A 19889-nucleotide genomic window follows, 5' to 3' on the forward strand; every position below is an offset into this window, starting at 1 on the left:
GGAGAATGGTATGACGAGTATCCACTCGAAACTGTCACGAGTACGGAAGCCTCGTGTCCACATTACCTATGATGTTGAAACTGAAGGTACAACTCTTAAGAAAGAGCTACCTTTTGTTGTAGGTGTAATGGGTGACTTCGCTGGTCAAAACACTGAAGCGTTGAAGCCTTTGAAAGACCGCCGTTTTATTCAGATCGATCGAGACAACTTCGATGATGTGCTCAAAAAGATGAACCCATCGGTTAAGTTCAAAGTTGCGAACAAGCTTGCGAACGACGATTCACAGTTTGAGGTGGATTTGAACTTTAAATCAATGCAAGACTTTGAGCCCGCTGCGATCGTAAATCAAGTTGATCCACTGCGCCAACTGATGGAAACGCGTAATAAACTGCGTGATTTGATGACAAAAGTTGACCGTTCTGAAGAGCTTGAAAACATCTTAGAGGATGTTTTGAACAACACAGACAATCTGGCAAAACTTGCGGGCGAGTTAGATCTTGGCAAGCAAGCGAAGTCAGACAGTACTGAAGGAGCGGAATAATGACGACTGAAGCTGAAAAGCAGTTAGATCCAACTGTTAATGAACAAACAACTTCATTTTTAGATCAAGCTATTGGTGCAACTAAGCAGACAGAAGCCTCTCGTGCTGAAGAGCTAATTAAAACGCTCACTGAAGAAGCAATGAAAGGGACGGTTACTTGGAACAAAAACCTAACGGTAACTTTTCGTGAAGCGATTAATTTACTTGATAAACAGATTTCTGATCAGTTGTCTGAAGTAATGCATCATCCTGAATTACAGAAACTTGAAGGTTCTTGGCGTGGTTTAAATTATCTAGTGATGAACTCAGAGACGAGCTCTACTCTGAAAATTCGCATGATGAGTATGACCAAGAAAGAGTTACATAAAGACTTGAGTAAAGCGGTTGAATTTGACCAAAGCCAGATCTTTAAGAAAGTTTACGAGTCTGAGTTTGGCAGTGCAGGTGGTGAACCTTATGGTGCATTAATTGGTGACTATGAGTTTACCAACCACCCAGAGGATATTGAGTCGCTGCGCCTAATGTCAAATGTAGCCGCTTCAGGCTTCTCCCCATTCTTGTCCGCGGCCTCACCAGCACTATTTGGTTTTGATGAGTGGACTGAACTGTCAAAACCACGCGATCTAGACAAGGTCTTTGAGTCGTTAGAATACGCTCAATGGCGTTCGTTCCGTGAGAGTGCTGATTCACGTTTTGTTAGCCTGACTATGCCGAAAGTTCTGGCTCGTTTGCCATACGGACAAGCCACTGCTCCAGTTGAGGAATTTGGATTTGAAGAGTTCGAAGTAGATCCAGTGTCAGGTATTGCTGTCAATGCTGAGCATAATGACTACTGTTGGATGAACTCTTCGTATGTTCTTGGTGTTAAGTTAACAGACGCCTTCTCAAAATATGGATTCTGTACAGCTATCCGTGGTGCAGAAGGTGGTGGTCGAGTGGATAATTTGCCAACACATTTCTTCATGAGTGATGATGGCGATCCTGATATGAAGTGTCCAACAGAGATTGGTATTACCGACCGACGTGAGGCAGAGCTGGGTAAACTTGGTTTCTTACCGCTTTGTCACTACAAAAACACCAACTATGCGGTGTTCTTTGGTGCGCAAACCTGTCAAAAACCGGCGAACCACGAATCTCCAGAAGCAACGGCTAATGCGGCGATTTCAGCACGTCTACCTTACATGATGGCGACATCTCGTTTTGCGCATTATTTGAAGGTAATGGCTCGAGATAAAATCGGTAGCTTTATGGAAGCAGAAGACGTTGAGTCTTGGTTGAACCGCTGGATTCTAGGCTATGTAAATGCTTCAGAGGGTGGTGGTCAAGAGATCCGAGCGAAATACCCTCTAGCAGATGCTCGTGTCCAGGTTAAGGAAATCCCTGGCGCACCAGGTTCTTACAATGCTGTAGCATGGCTTAAGCCTTGGCTGCAAATGGAAGAATTGACGACATCTTTGCGACTTGTTGCAAAGATCCCTCAGTCGGGTGGATAAGAAATGAATTGGCTGGTCGTAGGGCCAGCCATACCAAATCGTTATGTTCTAGATGGAAATAGCAGTGTCACTTAACTTTCGCGATCCCAGTAAGCTAAAGCATGAATTCAGCACAGGAGGCTATGCTGAGCTTGATAGCCCGTGGTTGACTCGATTCAATGAATCTTCTGATCTTTTAGAGTCAGCTCGAATTTGGCTAGAAGGTACGCGTTCAAGAGATTTGGACAGTTTTCGTCATAGTGTGATGAACACGATAAACCGAATTGATGAGCTATTAGAATCTCAATTAAACGAAATAATACATCATCCTGAGTTTCAACAACTCGAAAGAGGTTGGATCGGCGTGAGGTATTTATGCGAACAGGTCGACACTCGCTCATCAGACTCCGTCAAAGTCAAGGTGTTGGCGGCAACATGGAATGAAGTCAGTAAAGATGCACTAAAAGCCATCGAGTTTGACCAATCAGCACTATTTAAGCTGCTCTATCAAAATGAATATGGCATGGCCGGGGGAGAACCCTTTGGCGTGGTAGTTGGCGATTATCAACTTCGTTGTGATGCGAGTAAAAATTATTTTGATAGAGATCTGTCTGTGCTCAGCAAGATCTCTCAGTCTGCAGCGGCAGCATTCAGCCCGTTCATTATGTCAGCATCGCCGGAGATGTTTGGTGTTGACAGTTTTTCACAGCTTTCTGCGATAAGAGATATTGCGGCCCAATTTGAACAGGCAGATTACGCAAAATGGCGCAGTTTGAGAGACAACGATGATACCAAATTTATTGGCCTGACTGCGCCGAATGTTTTATTCCGTCAGCCATATAAAAGTGATGGTTCACGCAACGATCAGTTCGACTTTCAAGAGCATGTCTACGACTCTAATCGCGATTTGCTATGGGGGAGTAGCGCGTATTGTTTTGCGGCCGTATCAATTAGAGCGTTTCAGGAGCATGGGTGGTTTACGCACATGCGAGGCATTAAGCAAGGGGATTATAGTCAGGGTATTATCGTTGCTCCTACTAGGAACAAAATGCGTGTTAATGGCAAGAATGACCGTGAAAGATGTCCTTTAAACTTAAAGATCTCTGAGAGAAAAGAACAAGAGTTGTCTGAATGCGGTTTCATTTCTATTTCTCCTGTACCTGAAACCGATATGGTAGGGATGACCTCGAATGTATCTCTCTACAAGCCTAAGCAATATGCAGAAAAACACATTTCAACGAATGCAAAGCTCACGTCGATGTTGCAATACACGTTGTGTGTGTCGCGAGTCGCACATTATCTCAAGGTTATGGGGCGTGACAAGATTGGTGGATATCAAGATGCAGAAAGCCTTGAGCGAGACTTTCAACGATGGTTGCATCAGTACACTACCGCGTCGGATGAAGCATCTGATGAACTTAGGGCGAAGTACCCCTTAAATGAAGCGAAAATTACGGTTCGAGAGAAAAGAGAAACTCCAGGACACTATTACTCTGTTATCCATTTGCGACCGCACTTCCAGCTCGATCAAATGGTATCTAGCATTAAATTAATTACTGAATTATCACCAGAGCACTTGGTGTAAGGAAATAACAATGACCCAATGGAAAAATGCTTTGTCCCAAGGCCAATTGCAACAAGCTCTAGAGCTATTAATTGATGAAATTAAAGCGGCGCCTAAAGATGCAAGCTTGAGAAGCTCGTTCATTGAGCTGCTTTGCATTGATGGAGACTTCGAGCGTGCGGATGAGCAACTTATGCAATCGATCAAATTGTTTCCTGAGTATCTACCTGGTGCAAGTCAGTTGCGACATTTAGTGAAAGCGGCCCAGGCTAGAAAAGATTTTATCGACGGTGCGGCTAGTGCCAAGGTATTAGGTGACGAGGAATTCACTAAAGAGCTTGTTCGCTTTAACCTCGCTCTCAAAAATCAAGACTATGCAGAAGCGTCACACCTAGCGCATAGCATTGAAGAGCATCGTACTATTAAAGGTTTTAACATAAACGGTACAAACTATGAAGATGCTAGGGATATTGATGATCGTTTAGGTGGTTACATTGAACTGTTTTCCACCGCGGGTAACTATTTTCTTGTTCCAATTTCTAGCATTCAAGCGCTAGAAATAAAAGCACCTACCTCTTTATTAGAAAGTATTTGGCGACCTGTAGAGTTTGATATTGACGGACTTGGCGAAGGAGAAGGCCATATGCCATTGACCTATGTTGACTCAGAAACTGACGCACAAAAGCTAGGTCGAGAAACAGATTGGAAACAGCTTGGTGAGCAAGAATCCTTCGTGGGTTTAGGCCAAAAATGTTGGCTAGTTGGTGATTCAGCCCTCCCAATCTGTGACTTGACTACATTGTTAGAGTCGAAACAAATAGCGTAACAATAACATGTCTTTAACCGTTTCTCTGCTCGACAAATTGATGGATAGTGATCCTTCAACTAGAGATGAAAAAGACTTCCCTACGAGCCAACAACAGATGTTGAACAGCTTGCTTAGAGATCTGGAGTCTATGTTAAATAGTCGTATCGGATGGAAAAACATTCCTGATGACCTTTTAGAGGTTCGCTATTCAATATTGAATTATGGTCTGCCAGATTTTTCCTCGATGCCTTATAGCAGCCAAGAGGGGCAGAATCAGCTCTGTGACATTGTTCATGATGCAATTAAAGAGTTCGAGCCGAGGTTAAGGAATCCTTATGTCCAGATTTCGGACGAGAAAAACGCTATTGATAGGGTGTTGAGGTTACAAATTAGCGCCACTTGCTTAATCGATAACAGCATTCATGAAGTGCGATTCAATTCTGAAGTAGAGCCGGTAAATTTAGGTATGAAACTGAGTAGAGCGAAATGAGTGAAGAGTTTCTCAAATACTATAATCGCGAGTTAGCTTATTTACGTCACAAAGGACAAGAGTTTGGGGAGCAGTATCCTAAGATCGCTGCGAGACTCCGTATCAGTGAGGAGCAGGTTGACGATCCACATGTAGAAAGATTGCTAGAAGGCTGTGCATTTCTAACGGCAAGGATTAGACAAAGTTTAGACAATAGTTATCCTCAGTTCACTGAATCTTTGATGGGGCAGTTATATCCGGATTTTCACGCACCAATTCCATCAATGTCCGTCATTAAGATGAACTGCTCTAGCTCCACTTCCTCTTTTTTTGACGTAGAAGAAGGTGAGCGAGTCGTTATCGGTGCTCCTGGATACCACGAATGCGAGTTTAGAACCTGTTATCCGGTCAGAATGTACCCTGTTGATGTGACCTCTGGCGCTTTCAAAAACGCACCGCTTAAATCGGTGGGCTCCCAATGGGAAAGCCATGCTCATTCAGTTTTGAAAATCCAGCTCACCGCCCAAGATGAAGAGACATCTCTGAGTGACATGGGATTAGAACGGTTGCGCTTTTATTTAAACGGGCAATCTCAGTTGACGTTTAAACTTTACCAAATGCTATTTCAAAATCTAATTGGTTTATCTGTCGTTGCGGGTGGCAAAGAAGTTCGTTCTTTAACGAAAAGGCATCTTATTGAAGTGGGATTTTCAGAAGATGAGAAGGTTGTTCCATACAGTAAGAGAAGCTTTTCGGGAGCAAGATTACTTGTTGAGTATCTGCACTTTCCTGAGAAGTTCATGTTCTTTGATATCACTGAACTTGGATTATCAGAGCTAGCTCTTGGAGAGCAAGCTGAACTGTATTTTTACTTTGATACCAATGATGATTGGCTTCCTAAGCAAGTGGATGAAGAGAGCTTGATGGTTGGTTGTGTGCCAGTCGTCAACTTATTTAAAAGTGTTATGGAGCCCAAGCGTATTCTACCAACCGAGTACGATTACCACTTATCACCGCAATACCAGGAAGCCGAGAGTAACGAGGTTGTCTCTATTTCTGACGTAACATTGAGAAACTGGAACAAAACGTATCACAACCTGCCATGTTATCACGCTGGTGAGCACACGCATTATATGAACGCCAGTGAAATTTATTGGTTGATGAGACGTGAGGATAAAAATTGGGCTGGTGGATACGATGAACCGGGCAGGGAAACTTACATTTCTTTTGTTGATAAAAGGCATCAATTGTTCAGTCCAGAGAGCCGAGAAAACTGGCTAATGTACGTTGAAGCGGAGTGCTGCAATCGTAATTTAGCGCAGAAGCTTCCATTTGGAGGCGGTCTTCCAAAAGTCTCTTTGCCGGAAGTAAATGACAACTTCGAGTCAGTTCGTTGTTTAGTTTCTATATCAGAAACCCTCCGGCCAGAAATGGATGAAAGTACACGATGGCAGTTAACTAAGCTTCTAACTTTAAACCACTTTACCGAAGAAGATGGATTAACAACTTTGAAGCAAACTCTGAATCTCTATGCATTTTCTGGGACCGCAGAAACGAAAGCGGTAATTGATGCTTTAGCGAAGTTAGAGTTCGAGCCGACTACAGGCAGAGTAAGTCAGAAAGGTAAAGTTGGTTTTGCGCACGGTATAAAAATCATTTTGACGGTTTCTGATCAAATTTTACCTAAAGAGCAAATCTTCCTCCTAGGTAGTGTTTTATCCGTTTACTTTGCACAATATGCTGAAATTAACATTTTTACGCAGCTAGAAATAAGACTTAAGTCAACGGGAAAACCCTTCCACTTATGGCCTGCATTAACTGGCGATAAGGTGTTGCTATGATCGCGGAGCAATTTTATCGAGATCTAAAGCAACATCCGTTGTTTGAAGCAATTCACCTTATCGAACACGAGATCTTGCAAGCCGAGGCACAAATAGGGACAGATGCTCTACCTAAGCATGAAAAACTAAACCTAAAGGTCAACCCATCGTTAGGTTTTGAAAATGCGCAGCTTTGCGATCTGAAACATATTGATAGCCACAAGCTAGCACTAGAAACTAATCTGATAGGCCTAACGGGTGAGCAGGGGGTGCTTCCTCAGCACTACAGCGAGTTAGCTTTGCATCGTCAAAAAGAAGGCGATACAGCAATGGTGGACTTCTACGATATTTTTAACCATCGTTTACTGTCTCTTTACTATCGATGCTGGCAACTAAGTCAATTGACCGTTCAGTCTCGTGCTCATGCACAGGGATTACGTTCACCTTTAGAAGATTGTAAATCGGCATTAACTGGGCAGGGTAGTTCTTTGTCCCTGCACTATGGTGGTGTTTTTGCTTCACCGACGAGAAGTAAAGCTGGACTAAAAAGTGTTCTTGAATGTTTATCTGGATGCCAAGTAAAGATTCATGAGTTTCAAGGGCAGTGGCTACATCTTGCAAAAGAAGAGCAAACACGTCTTTCATCTCGAACTATGCCAGAAGGGCAGTTTGCTCAACTTGGTTCCGGAGCATCCTTAGGCTCGAAAGCTTGGAATATAAACGCAGGAACAACGATCGAGTTTCTGCCAAAGCACAAAGATCTGGTTAGTAAATTACTGCCTAACCATCCAAATGTAGAAATTATTAAACGTGCGGCTTATGAATTTATTGGTAAGCATAAGCAAGTGAAATGGCAGCTCACCACCAAACATAGTTTATTACCTCAAGTTTGTTTATCAAAAAAACATGGTCAGTTAGGTGTTGGTTCTGTACTTAAAAAACATAAACGCACAAAAGATCGAACCATAACAATTACTATTTAAAGGAAACATAATGGCTTCACTCTCACTTTCAGCGTTGGTCGAAAGATTGTCTCCTCAGGCTAAGGAAACACTTGAACAAGCAGCTGCGATGGCAAGCTCTCGAACCCATCACAGTATTGAAATGTCTCACTGGTTAATGACGATTATTCAACACCCTGCCGATATTTACTCGGAAGTTTTCGACGAATTTGATGTCGATAAAATCAAGGTTGAAACTGATCTTCAAAAGACACTTGAAAAATACAAAACGGGATGTCAATCGGTCCCAGGTCTTTCAGCTCACACAGTGACTGTGATGCAAAATGCTTTGCTATCGGCAACGATTGAATTCAATCAGGAGCAGTTGGATTGCATTCATCTTTTATTTGCCTACTTGTCCGATAATACGTTAGTCAACATGGCTGGTTCGATTAGCCCTGAGCTAAACAAGATAGAACCATCTCGGTTATTGAACTTTAAAGAAAGTAATACGCGTCAATCAGGATCGAATGACCTAGGGAAATCAAACGCGAATTCTGCGCTGAATCAATTTACAACAGATCTTACTGAGCAGGCTAGGGAAGGTAAGATAGATCCGGTTATTGGTAGAGACAATGAAATCCGTTTAATGATCGACATCTTATTAAGACGTCGACAAAACAACCCGATTCTAACTGGTGAAGCTGGCGTTGGAAAAACAGCCGTTGTTGAAGGCTTGGCGCAAAAGATTATCGATGGCGATGTACCTCCTGCTCTACAAAATGTAGCGATTAAGTCTTTGGATCTGGCGTTATTGCAAGCTGGTGCTGGCATGAAAGGTGAGTTTGAAAACAGACTTAAAAACCTTGTGAAAGAAGTTAACGACGCACCACAACCCATTATTTTGTTTATCGATGAAGCACATGGTCTGATTGGTGGTGGGGGACAAGCAGGACAAGGTGATGCAGCGAATATTCTAAAGCCAGCGTTAGCGAGAGGTGAACTCAGGACGATCGCAGCAACAACTTGGGCAGAATATAAAAAGTATTTTGAAAAAGACGCGGCTCTTACCAGACGCTTTCAAGTAGTGAAGGTCGACGAGCCAGCGCCGGAGCTAGCGATCGAGATGTTACGTGGTTTACTTGACGTAATGGCACAACACCATGACGTCCACATCACTAGCCAGGCTCTCAATGCTGCCGTTCAACTCTCAGCTCGATACATTAATGGCCGACAACTGCCAGATAAGGCTGTGTCTGTTTTAGACACAGCCTGCTCGCGAGTTGCGTTAAGTCAATCGTCTACACCGGGAGGTCTAGATGCGAAAAGGAATAAACTAAAAGCCAAGCAAGCTGAGTATGAGCACCTAAGCCAAGAAAGTCAGCTAGGTACACCTCTTGATATGCAGTTGCAAGATGTCAGAAAAGAGATTGATGTTCTATCTAGTGAAATAGTTGAACTAGAGACGCTGTGGGAGAAAGAAAAAGAGTGGGTAAGTGAAGCTAAGTCACTTAGAGCTCAAATAATCAAGGAGGGTTCTGAGACTGCTAGGGACAAGTTACAGGAGCTCGAAAGTAGCCTCTCCGCTAACTCGCAGCCATTAGTATTTTCGCATGTCAATGAAGCGCTTATTGCAGAAGTAATTTCAGATTGGACCGGGATACCACTGGGCAAACTCCAGGATGATGAAATCCAAGCAGTACTGAGTTTGAAAGAGAGTTTGTGTAAACGAGTTGTCGGACAGGAGCACGCTTTGGAAGTCATGTCTGAAGTGATAAAAACTGCCAGTGCACAGCTCACGGATGAGACACGACCAAATGGTGTATTTCTTCTCACGGGACCAAGTGGAGTGGGTAAAACTGAATCTGCTTTAGCTATTGCAGAGAAAGTGTACGGCAGTGAAGAGAATGTCACAACTATCAATATGTCCGAGTTTAAAGAAGAGCACAAAGTTTCCTTATTATTAGGCTCGCCTCCAGGTTATGTTGGGTATGGCGAAGGTGGTGTACTTACTGAAGCCGTCAGACGCAAACCTTATAGTGTGATTCTCTTGGATGAAATGGAAAAAGCACACCCTGGAGTTCAAGATATTTTTTATCAGGTATTCGATAAAGGCTCAATTAAAGATGGTGAAGGTCGCGATATAGATTTTAAAAACACTATTATTATTATGACCGCGAATACAGGGACCGAAACGACGATGTCGTTGTATTCTGATCCTGATTTATCTCCAGAACCTTCAGCACTAAAAGATGCTTTGCGTGACGATTTGTTGGTTGACTTTAAACCTGCATTTTTAGGACGTGTTAATGTATTACCTTATTTTCCTCTATCAAGAGAAGTATTGATAGAAATAACAAAATTAAAATTAGCCAAAGTTACGAATCGCATTCGTAAAAATTACGGCGCTGACCTATTTTTTGATGAAGAACTAATTAATGATATTGTAGACAATAGTAATGAGTCGGGGAGCGGTGCACGTGTGGTACAGACAACCATAGAAAACACATTACTTCCTAAGATTTCTCATGAAATATTGCATGCAATTCTTAATGATAAGACGTTTGATGAAATTATTGTTAAAGGTACAACTAGTGGACTTGATGTCTCAATAGTTTAACATCCTTTACACTCTCAATAATAATTGGGAGTTGGTTCATATTAACTATTATTTTTTATAAAAAACGATTAAATTAAGTCTTATTTAAAGATATAACAGGGCGTATTTAAAATGAAGTTTTTGATACATTAATCACTAATTATCATCAAACGTCAGATAATTAAATTACTACGATATATGTCAATTAATAATGCTATAGGAGATTAGCATGCAGTCTAATACGTATCTTAAATACGCAGATATTAAGGGTGAGGCAACTGCCGAGCAATATAAAGATTTGATTACACTACTATCTGTAGATTGGAGTGTAGGTCGTGAGATCTCATCATACACTGGTACAGCGATGGACCGTGAAGCGAGCGCTACTCGTCTATATGATTTGACTATCACTAAACTTCAAGACCGTTCTTCTCCTGACTTATTTAAAGAAGCGACAATTGGTAAAGGTAAACCTGCGGTTTTCCATATTACTAAGCAGGGTGAGAAAGTTGAAGAAATCATGAAGATCGAACTGACTGATGCGATGATTTCTAACTACTCAGTTTCTATCCAGGATGATCGTCCAGTTGAAACCATCACTATTTCTTACACTGAAATGATGATGACAGTGACTCCTACTGACGATAAAAACAACACTTCTGCGCCATTGGTATACGGCTACAGCGGTGTTAAAGGTCAACAAATGTAATTTTTATGCGGGGGAATATTCCCCCGCATTTTTTGAAAGAAGTATTTAATGAAAAGAGCAACTCAAGATAACAATTTCATCCGAATTTCCTCTCCATTCGGAAAAGATGCCATCATACTAAACTCATTTGAGTATAGAGAAGAGATCTCAGAACTTTTTTCATTGCGTGCTAAAGCTTACTTTAATGATCAACGAAGTGAGTTAAACGAAATAATTGGTAAAGAAGTAACAATTACCCTTGAAAATAGTGAGGATGTTTCTTCAAAACCTCGTTATATACATGGTTATGTATCTGCTGCAAGATTAGAAGGGCAACGAGTTTCTAATACTCATAATGGTGAGAATTATAAAAATATAGAGTTATTAATAGAGCCTAAATTACGTTTCGCCGATTACAGAAAAAATTGCAGAATATTTCAGCATAAAGATATAAAAGAAATTATCTCCGAAGTACTCTCGGAGCATAGTGTCGCCTTTAGTTTTGAGTTAACTAAGTCGTACCCTAAATACACATACAAAGTGCAATATGAAGAGTCAGACCTTGAATTTGTCCGACGCTTATTGTCAGAAGAAGGGCTATCGTTCTGTTTCACACACACTAAGTCTGTCCACACGCTTAAGATTTTTGACGACATCAGTTTCTATAAGCCGGGTACAGAGTTTTTAGTCGATTTTGATACAGGTACAGCTAAGTCTAGCCATATTTCTTCTTGGCATGAAACCCAAGTTTTGACGACTAAAGCAAGCCAAAAGTCTGGCTATAACATGCTTAAGCCTTCGTCTAATCCTAAAAATACTGCCAAGGGTGAAAGTGATTTTTTTACCGTGCCTGAAAGCGAGTATTTTGAATACATGGGTGAAACGGAAAGTGATGACCAATACGCACTTAGAAACACGCACGCTATAGAAGCACTACAGCAAAACGCATATCTGTGCCGTGGCGAGGCAACGTGTCGAACGTTCAGTGTGGGAAAGTGCTTTAAGTTTAAAAAGCATGAAGATAAGTCTCGAGTCGGCAAAGAATACGTACTGTCCTCCGTTTTTTTATCTGCGGCTGTTTATAATCAGACTGGTCAAGGTGGCACTGCTGCGCAAGGTGTTAAAGTATCATTTAGTTGTGTTGACTCAAAAACAATCCTTCGCCCTTCAGTGAACTATCCGAAACCTCAGATGAAAGGTTTGCAAACCGCAGTGGTAACGGGAAACAAAGATGGCGAAATCTACATAGACAAACACGGTCGTATTAAAGTTCAGTTTCACTGGGATCGTGTTGGTAAATACGATGTAAACAGCTCATGTTGGATTCGTGTTGCGCAAAATATCGCGGGTAACGGATGGGGCTCGGTGTTTCATCCTAGAGTAGGACAAGAGGTCATCGTCGAGTTTGTCAATGGCGATCCTGACCAGCCAATTGTTACGGGGTCACTGTACAATGGTAGTCAACTCCCTCCCTACACGTTACCAGAGCAAAGCTCTCAAAGTGGTTATAAATCGCGTTCTGTACAAAAAGGCACATCTAATTTTAATGAGTTGCGCTTTGATGACAAACCCGGTGAAGAACACATCTATCTTCATGCCGAAAAACTTTTCCAAATGCTAGTTGAAGACTGTGTTGATATTGCCGTTGAAAACAGTAAAACCGAAAAAGTGACGAATGATGTCAATCAAGAGATTGGCAAGAATGCGACCTTGAAAGTAGGTAAAAACTTTTCTAATGAAACGGGTGAAGTGTTGTCTTTTAATGCAGGAAAGAGTATCGAGATCAAAGTCGGTGGCGCTTCGATTCAGATGTCTAGTTCCGGAGAAATCAACATCAAAGGCAATAAAATATCTATTAACGGCTCTGCTATCGCTCTTAAAGCTGGGCAAATTTCATTGAACTAAGGTGATTTAAAGTGGGTAAACCAGCCGCGATATTGGGCAGCTTTCATCTTTGTCCTAAAAAAACAGGAAAAATTCCTCATGTAGGTGGCCCCGTCGTAGTTGGCTCGCCAAACGTGACAATTGGCGGCATTCCAGCGGCTAGGCAGGGAGATAAGCTTATATGTATAGGTCCTCCGGATAGCATCTCAGCAGGCTCTTCTAGCGTTACAATCAACGGTAAGCCAGCGGCAAGGGTCGGGGATTCAACGTCTCATGGTGGTAAAATTCTGTCTGGCATGCCTACGGTTTTAATCGGAGGCTAGATGCCACTCGCATTTCAAACTCATCTTCTTGCTATTAATGGCAGGCCATACACTGTTCGTGAGATAGCTAACGAATGTTTTAGATTGCCCGCAGAAACACCAAGATCCTATCCTGATCAATCACTGTATGAGCAGATATTAAATCTTGTGCGCTCTAAGCGCGAGATACTGGAGCAAAGTGATATCAAAGGGAATATCTGCGTTCTTTTACCGTCTTCGGTAGATAAAAGCTTGCTTAAGGCATTGATAAACGAGTTTTCTCTTATCCTTGGTAACTCTGCCAATAGAGAAATTTATTTTTATCCTTATGGTCAAGCGGCGTTCTTGATGGCGCTAAATCGGATAAACCGTGAAGTTAACGAAACACAAGCAACTTGGATACTGGCTATAGAAATTGCTCGCGATGCAGAAGAGCATGCCAAATCTCAAAACTCGATCATTTTGACGAAGTGCTTTTTTCAACAGTCCGGCCTTGTTACTGATGATGTTAGAATTGATTTAGATACCAAACAACAAAGCATTGCTGTCGATAAAGTGTTTAAACAACTTGGAGTAGGGTGTGATCACTCACTTAGTGAGTTGCATTTATCCATTGATGGAGATGAGCCTCGATGGTTAAATGCTATGCAACTCTTGTCTCCCTGGGTGACCGATCAAACTCAGTATCAATTTATTGATGTTAAACTAGGAGGGCTGGGCGCATGCGGAGGTGTTTTAAAAGTGTTAATGATTGAGGAGCATCAAAGAAGTAGCCTCAACTCAGACTTCCACGTTTTGCAAGCTGATATCGAGCCAGATGGTTATACGGTGGGAGTTCTATACAATTGGCATAACGAGTAGTTCTGGATCTAGTTTGTCCCTTCTAAACGTTGGCTTTTAATGGTTTAAATGTGACGGTTATGTTTACTCGAGACCATCACTTAATGTTGCTTAAAAGGTGTTTATACAACGTTCTTCTCGCTTTCCGGTGAAATAGTGAACCATAGAACATAAACTACATGAAAAGCTGTTCGACTCAAGATATCCTAACCCAAATTAAATAAATTGAGCTTTGGTTTGTGCCAGATTCAGCCAGTCACGTAATACTCTGATGTTTACACGGCTGAAATTCGGATTCTTGCAGGAGCAAACCTTGCTTAAAGATTTGGCGGAAAGTGAATTCGAATGAAGTTTATCCACACCTCAGATTGGCATCTTGGTCGACAATTCCACAATGTATCACTACTCGAAGATCAACAAGCAGTACTCGAACAACTGATTAACTATATTGAACACAACCCCGTCGATGCCGTTGTAGTGGCGGGAGATATTTATGACCGTTCGGTGCCACCAACGGTTGCAATAGAACTGCTAAATCGAGTCGTGAAGCGTATTTGTACTGAACTGAAAACACCGATGATATTGATATCTGGCAACCATGATGGTGCAGAACGATTAGGTTTTGGCTCAGAGCAAATGAAAAATGCAGGCCTTCATATTGTTAGTAACTTTGAAGATATGCTAACTCCCATCATCATAAAAACGGACTCTGCGGGTGAGGTAGCGTTTTATGGCATGCCTTATAACGACCCTGAACAGGTCAGATTTGCCTACAAAACCTCGGTATCAACTCATGATGAGGCACATCAACTGCTTGTAGAGCAAATAAGAGAGCATTTCATTTCAGAGCAAAGGCGTGTTCTCGTTAGCCACTGTTTTGTTGATGGTGCTATTGAGTCTGACTCTGAACGACCACTATCTATTGGTGGCTCTGATCGCGTAAGTCATGAGCATTTCTTAGATTTCGACTACGTCGCACTTGGTCATTTACATCAGCCTCAGAAGAAAGGCGCAGAGCATATCCGTTATTCTGGTTCACTTATGAAGTATAGTTTTGGTGAACAGAACCAGAAGAAAGGCTTCACGTTAGTCGAACTAGACAAGAAAGGATTTGTCTCTGCTAAACATATTGAGCTAATTGCCCCTCATGAAATGCGCATTGTTGAGGGAGAGCTAGATAAAGTCATAGAGCAGGGCAAGACTGACCCTAAAAATGAAGATTATTTGTTAGTTCGTTTGATGGATAAACATGCGATTTTAAATCCAATGGAAAAGCTTCGTTCAGTGTATCCAAACGTTTTACATCTTGAGAAACCGGGTATGTTAATTGGGGTAGAGCAGGAAATGGCGCAAGCAAAGTTGGCCCGAAGCGAAATTGATATGTTCCGAGACTTTTTTATTGAGGCACAAGATAGTCAATTATCCCAAGAGCAAGAACAAGCCGTTACTGACATTATTAAGCAATTATCACAGCAATAGGGACCAAAGATGAAACCAATTAAACTTACCATGCAAGCCTTTGGTCCGTTTGCAAAAACCGAAGTCATTGACTTTGAAAAGCTTGGCCGTAACCCTCTGTTTTTGATTAATGGTCCTACAGGCTCAGGTAAAACGTCGATCTTAGATGCCATTTGCTTTGCCCTTTACGGTGAAACTACCGGTAATGAGCGGCAAGGCATCCAGATGCGATGTGACTTATCGGCGCAAGACTTACCAACCGAAGTCGTTCTAGAATTTTCGTTACATGGCAAACAATACCGAGTTGTGCGATCTCCAGAGCAGGAAGCGCCCAAAGCGCGTGGTGAAGGGATGACGGTAAAAAAGCACACTGCGGCTCTTTATGAACTCGGCGAGACCGAAAAGCTCATCACTAGCAAGACGACTCAAGTTAAAACAGAAGTGAGCAATATTATTGGTTTGAATGAAACGCAATTTCGCCAAGTAATGGTATTGCCTCAAGGAAAATTCCGGGAGCTGTTGCTTGCTAGTTCTAAAGAGCGCGAAGAAATTTTTGGTCAGCTCTTTCAAACGGACATATATAAAAAAATTGAGTACGCGCTCAAAGATAAAGCGAGCGCAATCAGTAAAGCGAAAGATGAATTTGATAATCAAATTCGAGGCGCTTTACAAGTTGCAGGAGTGAGTTCAGAGCAGGAATTATTACACCAGCTTGAACAAGCAACTGAGCAGCTAGAGGTCGATAGAAAGAAAGAACAAGCTTCGTTAGATAAGCTAAATGTTGCTAAATCTGAATTGCAAAAAGCGGAAACTATTAATGGAGAGTTTTCGAAACGAGAGCAAGCAGAAAACGCACTCAAGCTGCATCTAGAACACTCAGACTCGATAAAAGTTCGTCAACAGCAATTAGAAAATGCTAAAAATGCCAATAAGATAGAATTACCCTACGTCTCATTACAAAATGCAAAAACTCAAACTCAAGAGCTCAGACAAAAAATCGTAGCTTTGAAAGAGAGCCTTGATAAAGCCAATGCTGTTACGAAAGAAAAAGAAAACTTGCAGCAAAGTGCAAAAGAAGCCGCGGCAAAAGTCCCACAGTTAACGCAACTGCAGTATCAACTTGAAAGCATGAAAGACAAGTTGGTTGAAAAAGCCAACTTGGAAAGAAAAATAACGGCAGGTCATCAACAAAAGCAACAATTTGAAGCAACGTTAAAACAGTACATAGAGCTGAAAGACAAGTTGGCGTTTCAGGCGCAACAGGGCCAGAAAGATCTAGAGCAAGCCCGAGTAGATGTTGCGCTTGTTGGCAGCATCGATGCGGAAATAAAACAAAAACAACGACTACTACAGGATCTACAAAAGCTGCATGGTCTTACTTTGGAGCTCTCTAAACTCACGGCGTTAACCGTAAGCAAGCAGCAGTCATTACAGGAGGCCAGTCAGCGCTATATGCAGTGTCAACAAGCCGCTGATACGATAGAGCTTAAGTGGCACAACGCTCAAGCGGCAGTATTAGCGCAGCGACTAAAGGCAGGTGAAGCATGTCCGGTATGTGGCAGCCAAGCGCATCCTAACCCTGCGACGTTTGTTGAAGAAGTCGTTACAAAAGAGCAAGTTCAGGCTGCCAGAGTGAAAGAAAGAGAAGCTCAAACCTCACTGAACCAGCTAAGTAATCAGCAAGAACAACATAACGTTGTCATTATTCAGCATCAGAATCAAATCGACCAGTTGAAAGAAGAGCTTGGTGAGCATGCAGCATCTGAGATCTCGACGGTTCAAACTGAGTTGCAGGCGCTTAATGATCAACTTCTACGTCTACAATCTATTGATATTGAAAAGCTAGAAAAGAACGTTGAACAGCTTAATCAACGCTGCTTAGTGGGTGAAAATAAAATTCATGAGCTGCAGAATCAAATGGCGGCAAATGAATCAACCGTTCAAGCAAACCAAGAACAATTGACTCAATTACAATCTTCCATTGATCCGAAATACAGTTCCGTTGATGCGCTTGAGCGTGACATTTTGCTCACAAAAGAGCAAATTCTGACCTTGAATACAGGTTTAGAAAAGGCGCAAAACGCTTTGCAGCAAGCGGTATTAGCGCAATCGAATGCTGAAAGTCAGTTAGTGACGAACAAGCAGTGGCTATCTGAGTCAGAACAAAAGCTTAGCCAAGCAGAATTAGCGTGGAATGAGGCATTACAGGCGAGTAAATTTGAGGATGAAAGCAGTTATCTAAATAGCAGAGTGACAGATGATGAGCTTCAAGCGTGGCAGAAAGAAATAGACAACTTCAAACAGACACAAACCAAGCTTGAACAAACACTACATGATTTAAACCATGCATTGAAAGCGCTTGAAAGACCGGACTTGGATTCACTTAACGACAGCTTAACCACTCTGCAGGCGCAGTATATTGAAGTAAGGAATCAGCTCGATACCACGCGCTCAACCTTTGAGCGAATTGAAAAAGTTCGTAAAGATATTGCTACGCTGCATGAGAAAAATAGCAAGTTAGAAGAAGAGTACAAAGTGTTTGGTACGTTATACGACGTTGCCAGCGGTAAAACAGGCAGCAGGGTTAGCCTACATCGCTTTGTTCTTGGTGTACTGTTGGATGATGTATTGATTCAGGCCTCTCAACGTTTAAGCCTCATGAGTAAAGGGCGCTATATTCTTGCTCGAAAAACAGAGGGCTTCAAAGGCGCTGCGGGTCGCGGCTTAGACTTAATGGTTGAAGATGGCTACACAGGAAAAACACGTGATGTTGCAACACTTTCCGGTGGTGAATCGTTTATGGCAGCGCTTGCATTGGCGCTTGGCTTGTCGGATGTTGTGCAATCCTATAGTGGTGGTATCCGTTTAGACACTTTATTCATTGATGAGGGGTTCGGTAGTTTAGACCCAGAGTCTTTGGATCTCGCCATTCAAACGTTAGTGGATTTACAACAGACTGGACGCATGATCGGTGTTATTTCTCACGTTTCTGAGTTAAAAGAACAAATGGCGCAGAGGATTGATGTTGAACCATCAAGACTCGGTTCGACAGTATCGGTCAAATCTCAATGTAGCTTCGCTGTCTAATTCCGTTGCTATCACAAAACCCAAAGCCCCCTACCTAGGGGCTTTCTTACTTAATCGCTACTGTTCGCAAAAGTGGCCTTCTTTTGGCGATTGGGTAATCGCATACTCACCATCTAGGTTGCGATAAACAACTGTATTCCAAATAGAGCCATCATCCAATTCAAACTCAATGGCATAGTTGACGCCGCTAACGATTTGCGCGTGAACGTTCAGTATTTGTTTGAACGACGCTATTGTGTCCATTCTTTTCAAAACAAAAGCCATTGCCTTTTGTGCATCAGGGGTAGCATTAAACTCATTCCACCCACCTGGCATGTTTCCTTGTGTATTACATACATCTGCCGAGGTTGTTAATTGTGTCGCTTGGCTTGGGTTTTCCTGCTGGCAACCCGCAAGCAATACCAAAAGTGCACAAACTGACACTGTTTTTAATTTCATAACAATAACCTCTGTCTATATCGCGACGTATTATAGGAGGGTGATATGACAGCGTATGTCTATATTGTGCAAAGTTTCTATATGCATACGGTTAAATGCTGACAAAATATACAAGTATGACCAACTTGTAAGTAAAACATAGAACAATATTGTTAGGGAATTGCTGACATAACGAGGTTTTGGTGTTCAGCATGCTATTGATAATGAAGAACTGTGATGTGTAGCTACGTACCTATGGGACAGTGGTGCGACTTAGTGATCGATTTGCTACCTTCTACAGTAAAATCAATCACTAAATCAAATTTAGGTGTTGTATGAAATCGCTAAAAACATTATTACTTTTATCACTTGTTACTTTATTTGGCTGTACCTCTAAACCTGATGGGGTGGAGCCAGTTAACAATTTTGATTTAGAGCCTTATCTAGGCAAGTGGTACGAAATCGCACGGCTCGATCATTCGTTTGAGCGTGGTCTATCCAACGTTACGGCCGAGTATCGGCTTCGCGAGGATGGTGGGGTTAAGGTGACAAACCGCGGATATTCAGAAGAAGATCAACAGTGGTCCGAAGCTGAAGGTAAAGCTTATTTTGTTGAAGACGAAACGGTTGGGCACTTAAAAGTCTCCTTTTTTGGGCCAATCTATTCTTCTTACATTGTGTTTGAGCTAGGTGAAAACTATGACTATGCGTTTGTCTCCGGTTACAACCACGACTACTTGTGGCTATTGTCTAGAACACCCAACGTTGATGAGAAAATCCTGGAGCGTTTTAAGCAGGTTGCTAAAGAGAAAGGTTTCGCGTTAGATGAGCTAATTCTCGTTGATCAAGAGAGTGGACGACAGTTTTAAGTTCATCAATGTGACTTCTAAAATCAACAGAAGCGGAGTTTCTGTCTAGCGGTTTTGAGTTTTGCTTGGAATATTTTGTTACCTTGTAACTTCATGTAATCAAAAATATAGCCCCATCATTTGTGATTAC

General features: G+C 42.0%; 16 protein-coding genes. 15 read left to right on the top strand and 1 reads right to left on the bottom strand.

Features of this window, described 5'->3' with window-relative positions; genetic code table 11:
* Positions 1–10: 10 nt before the first annotated feature.
* The 14 genes from tssB to EX191_RS08295 all read left to right on the top strand — a co-directional run bounded on the left by tssB (position 11) and on the right by EX191_RS08295 (position 18473).
* On the top strand, positions 11–541 hold the full coding sequence (tssB, locus tag EX191_RS08230) for a type VI secretion system contractile sheath small subunit (protein WP_053808353.1): 531 nt from the start codon (positions 11–13) through the stop codon (positions 539–541).
* A complete protein-coding gene (gene tssC, locus EX191_RS08235) occupies positions 541–2034 on the top strand; it encodes a type VI secretion system contractile sheath large subunit (protein ID WP_005396386.1) in 1494 nt (497 codons plus the stop codon). The genes tssB and tssC (EX191_RS08235) overlap by 1 nt, the downstream gene beginning before the upstream one ends.
* 52 nt (positions 2035–2086) lie before the next feature.
* Complete coding sequence (gene tssC, locus EX191_RS08240; RefSeq protein WP_152814361.1) at positions 2087–3598, top strand: type VI secretion system contractile sheath large subunit; 1512 nt, start codon at positions 2087–2089, stop codon at positions 3596–3598.
* Between the two features lie 10 nt (positions 3599–3608).
* Complete coding sequence (locus EX191_RS08245) at positions 3609–4403, top strand: type VI secretion system accessory protein TagJ (protein WP_074189670.1); 795 nt, start codon at positions 3609–3611, stop codon at positions 4401–4403.
* A 7-nt stretch (positions 4404–4410) separates the two neighbouring features.
* Entirely contained in the window at positions 4411–4875 is a 465-nt protein-coding gene (gene tssE / locus EX191_RS08250) for a type VI secretion system baseplate subunit TssE (protein ID WP_012842186.1), read from the top strand.
* Complete coding sequence (tssF, locus tag EX191_RS08255; RefSeq protein ID WP_046875359.1) at positions 4872–6695, top strand: type VI secretion system baseplate subunit TssF; 1824 nt, start codon at positions 4872–4874, stop codon at positions 6693–6695. Before tssE ends, tssF begins: the two co-directional genes overlap by 4 nt.
* Positions 6692–7657, top strand: a complete 966-nt coding sequence (gene tssG, locus EX191_RS08260) for a type VI secretion system baseplate subunit TssG (RefSeq protein ID WP_046875360.1) — start codon at positions 6692–6694, stop codon at positions 7655–7657. Before tssF ends, tssG begins: the two co-directional genes overlap by 4 nt.
* Positions 7658–7667: 10 nt before the next feature.
* The gene (gene tssH, locus EX191_RS08265) at positions 7668–10235 is read left to right on the top strand and encodes a type VI secretion system ATPase TssH (RefSeq protein WP_193447530.1); all 2568 of its coding nucleotides are present in this window, start codon (positions 7668–7670) and stop codon (positions 10233–10235) included.
* 208 nt (positions 10236–10443) lie between these two features.
* Positions 10444–10923, top strand: coding sequence for an Hcp family type VI secretion system effector (locus EX191_RS08270; protein ID WP_005375967.1), 480 nt, complete (start codon positions 10444–10446; stop codon positions 10921–10923).
* A 48-nt stretch (positions 10924–10971) separates the two neighbouring features.
* Positions 10972–12807, top strand: coding sequence for a type VI secretion system tip protein TssI/VgrG (gene tssI / locus EX191_RS08275; RefSeq protein ID WP_104970760.1), 1836 nt, complete (start codon positions 10972–10974; stop codon positions 12805–12807).
* A gap of 11 nt (positions 12808–12818) precedes the next feature.
* Positions 12819–13109 (top strand): PAAR domain-containing protein, encoded by a 291-nt coding sequence (locus EX191_RS08280; protein ID WP_005375969.1) that lies wholly within the window; start codon positions 12819–12821, stop codon positions 13107–13109.
* The gene (locus EX191_RS08285; protein ID WP_046875363.1) at positions 13110–13949 is read left to right on the top strand and encodes a hypothetical protein; all 840 of its coding nucleotides are present in this window, start codon (positions 13110–13112) and stop codon (positions 13947–13949) included.
* A 324-nt stretch (positions 13950–14273) separates the two neighbouring features.
* Entirely contained in the window at positions 14274–15407 is a 1134-nt protein-coding gene (locus tag EX191_RS08290; protein ID WP_012842192.1) for an exonuclease SbcCD subunit D, read from the top strand.
* A gap of 9 nt (positions 15408–15416) precedes the next feature.
* Entirely contained in the window at positions 15417–18473 is a 3057-nt protein-coding gene (locus tag EX191_RS08295; protein ID WP_193447531.1) for an AAA family ATPase, read from the top strand.
* Between the two features lie 57 nt (positions 18474–18530).
* On the opposite strand, the gene EX191_RS08300 is transcribed toward EX191_RS08295, so the two are convergent.
* Entirely contained in the window at positions 18531–18911 is a 381-nt protein-coding gene (locus EX191_RS08300) for a cystatin family protein (RefSeq protein ID WP_005396397.1), read from the bottom strand.
* A gap of 314 nt (positions 18912–19225) precedes the next feature.
* Here EX191_RS08300 and EX191_RS08305 point away from each other — a divergent pair, with 314 nt between their 5' ends.
* Positions 19226–19759, top strand: a complete 534-nt coding sequence (locus EX191_RS08305) for a lipocalin family protein (protein ID WP_047009233.1) — start codon at positions 19226–19228, stop codon at positions 19757–19759.
* The last annotated feature ends 130 nt before the right edge of the window (positions 19760–19889 follow it).

This window comes from Vibrio chemaguriensis, from assembly GCF_012275705.1.
GTDB lineage: Bacteria > Pseudomonadota > Gammaproteobacteria > Enterobacterales > Vibrionaceae > Vibrio > Vibrio diabolicus.

Bases quoted from the DNA above. Each gene is read 5' to 3' on its own strand.
- EX191_RS08285 (WP_046875363.1), top strand. From the start codon at position 13,110: ATGCCACTCGCATTTCAAACTCATCTTCTTGCTATTAATGGCAGGCCA.
- EX191_RS08305 (WP_047009233.1), top strand. From the start codon at position 19,226: ATGAAATCGCTAAAAACATTATTACTTTTATCACTTGTTACTTTATTT.
- tssG (WP_046875360.1), top strand. From the start codon at position 6,692: ATGATCGCGGAGCAATTTTATCGAGATCTAAAGCAACATCCGTTGTTT.
- tssC (WP_152814361.1), top strand. From the start codon at position 2,087: ATGGAAATAGCAGTGTCACTTAACTTTCGCGATCCCAGTAAGCTAAAG.
- tssF (WP_046875359.1), top strand. From the start codon at position 4,872: ATGAGTGAAGAGTTTCTCAAATACTATAATCGCGAGTTAGCTTATTTA.
- EX191_RS08245 (WP_074189670.1), top strand. From the start codon at position 3,609: ATGACCCAATGGAAAAATGCTTTGTCCCAAGGCCAATTGCAACAAGCT.
- EX191_RS08295 (WP_193447531.1), top strand. From the start codon at position 15,417: ATGAAACCAATTAAACTTACCATGCAAGCCTTTGGTCCGTTTGCAAAA.
- tssB (WP_053808353.1), top strand. From the start codon at position 11: ATGACGAGTATCCACTCGAAACTGTCACGAGTACGGAAGCCTCGTGTC.
- EX191_RS08290 (WP_012842192.1), top strand. From the start codon at position 14,274: ATGAAGTTTATCCACACCTCAGATTGGCATCTTGGTCGACAATTCCAC.
- tssI (WP_104970760.1), top strand. From the start codon at position 10,972: ATGAAAAGAGCAACTCAAGATAACAATTTCATCCGAATTTCCTCTCCA.
- tssH (WP_193447530.1), top strand. From the start codon at position 7,668: ATGGCTTCACTCTCACTTTCAGCGTTGGTCGAAAGATTGTCTCCTCAG.
- EX191_RS08300 (WP_005396397.1), bottom strand. From the start codon at position 18,911: ATGAAATTAAAAACAGTGTCAGTTTGTGCACTTTTGGTATTGCTTGCG.
- tssC (WP_005396386.1), top strand. From the start codon at position 541: ATGACGACTGAAGCTGAAAAGCAGTTAGATCCAACTGTTAATGAACAA.
- tssE (WP_012842186.1), top strand. From the start codon at position 4,411: ATGTCTTTAACCGTTTCTCTGCTCGACAAATTGATGGATAGTGATCCT.
- EX191_RS08270 (WP_005375967.1), top strand. From the start codon at position 10,444: ATGCAGTCTAATACGTATCTTAAATACGCAGATATTAAGGGTGAGGCA.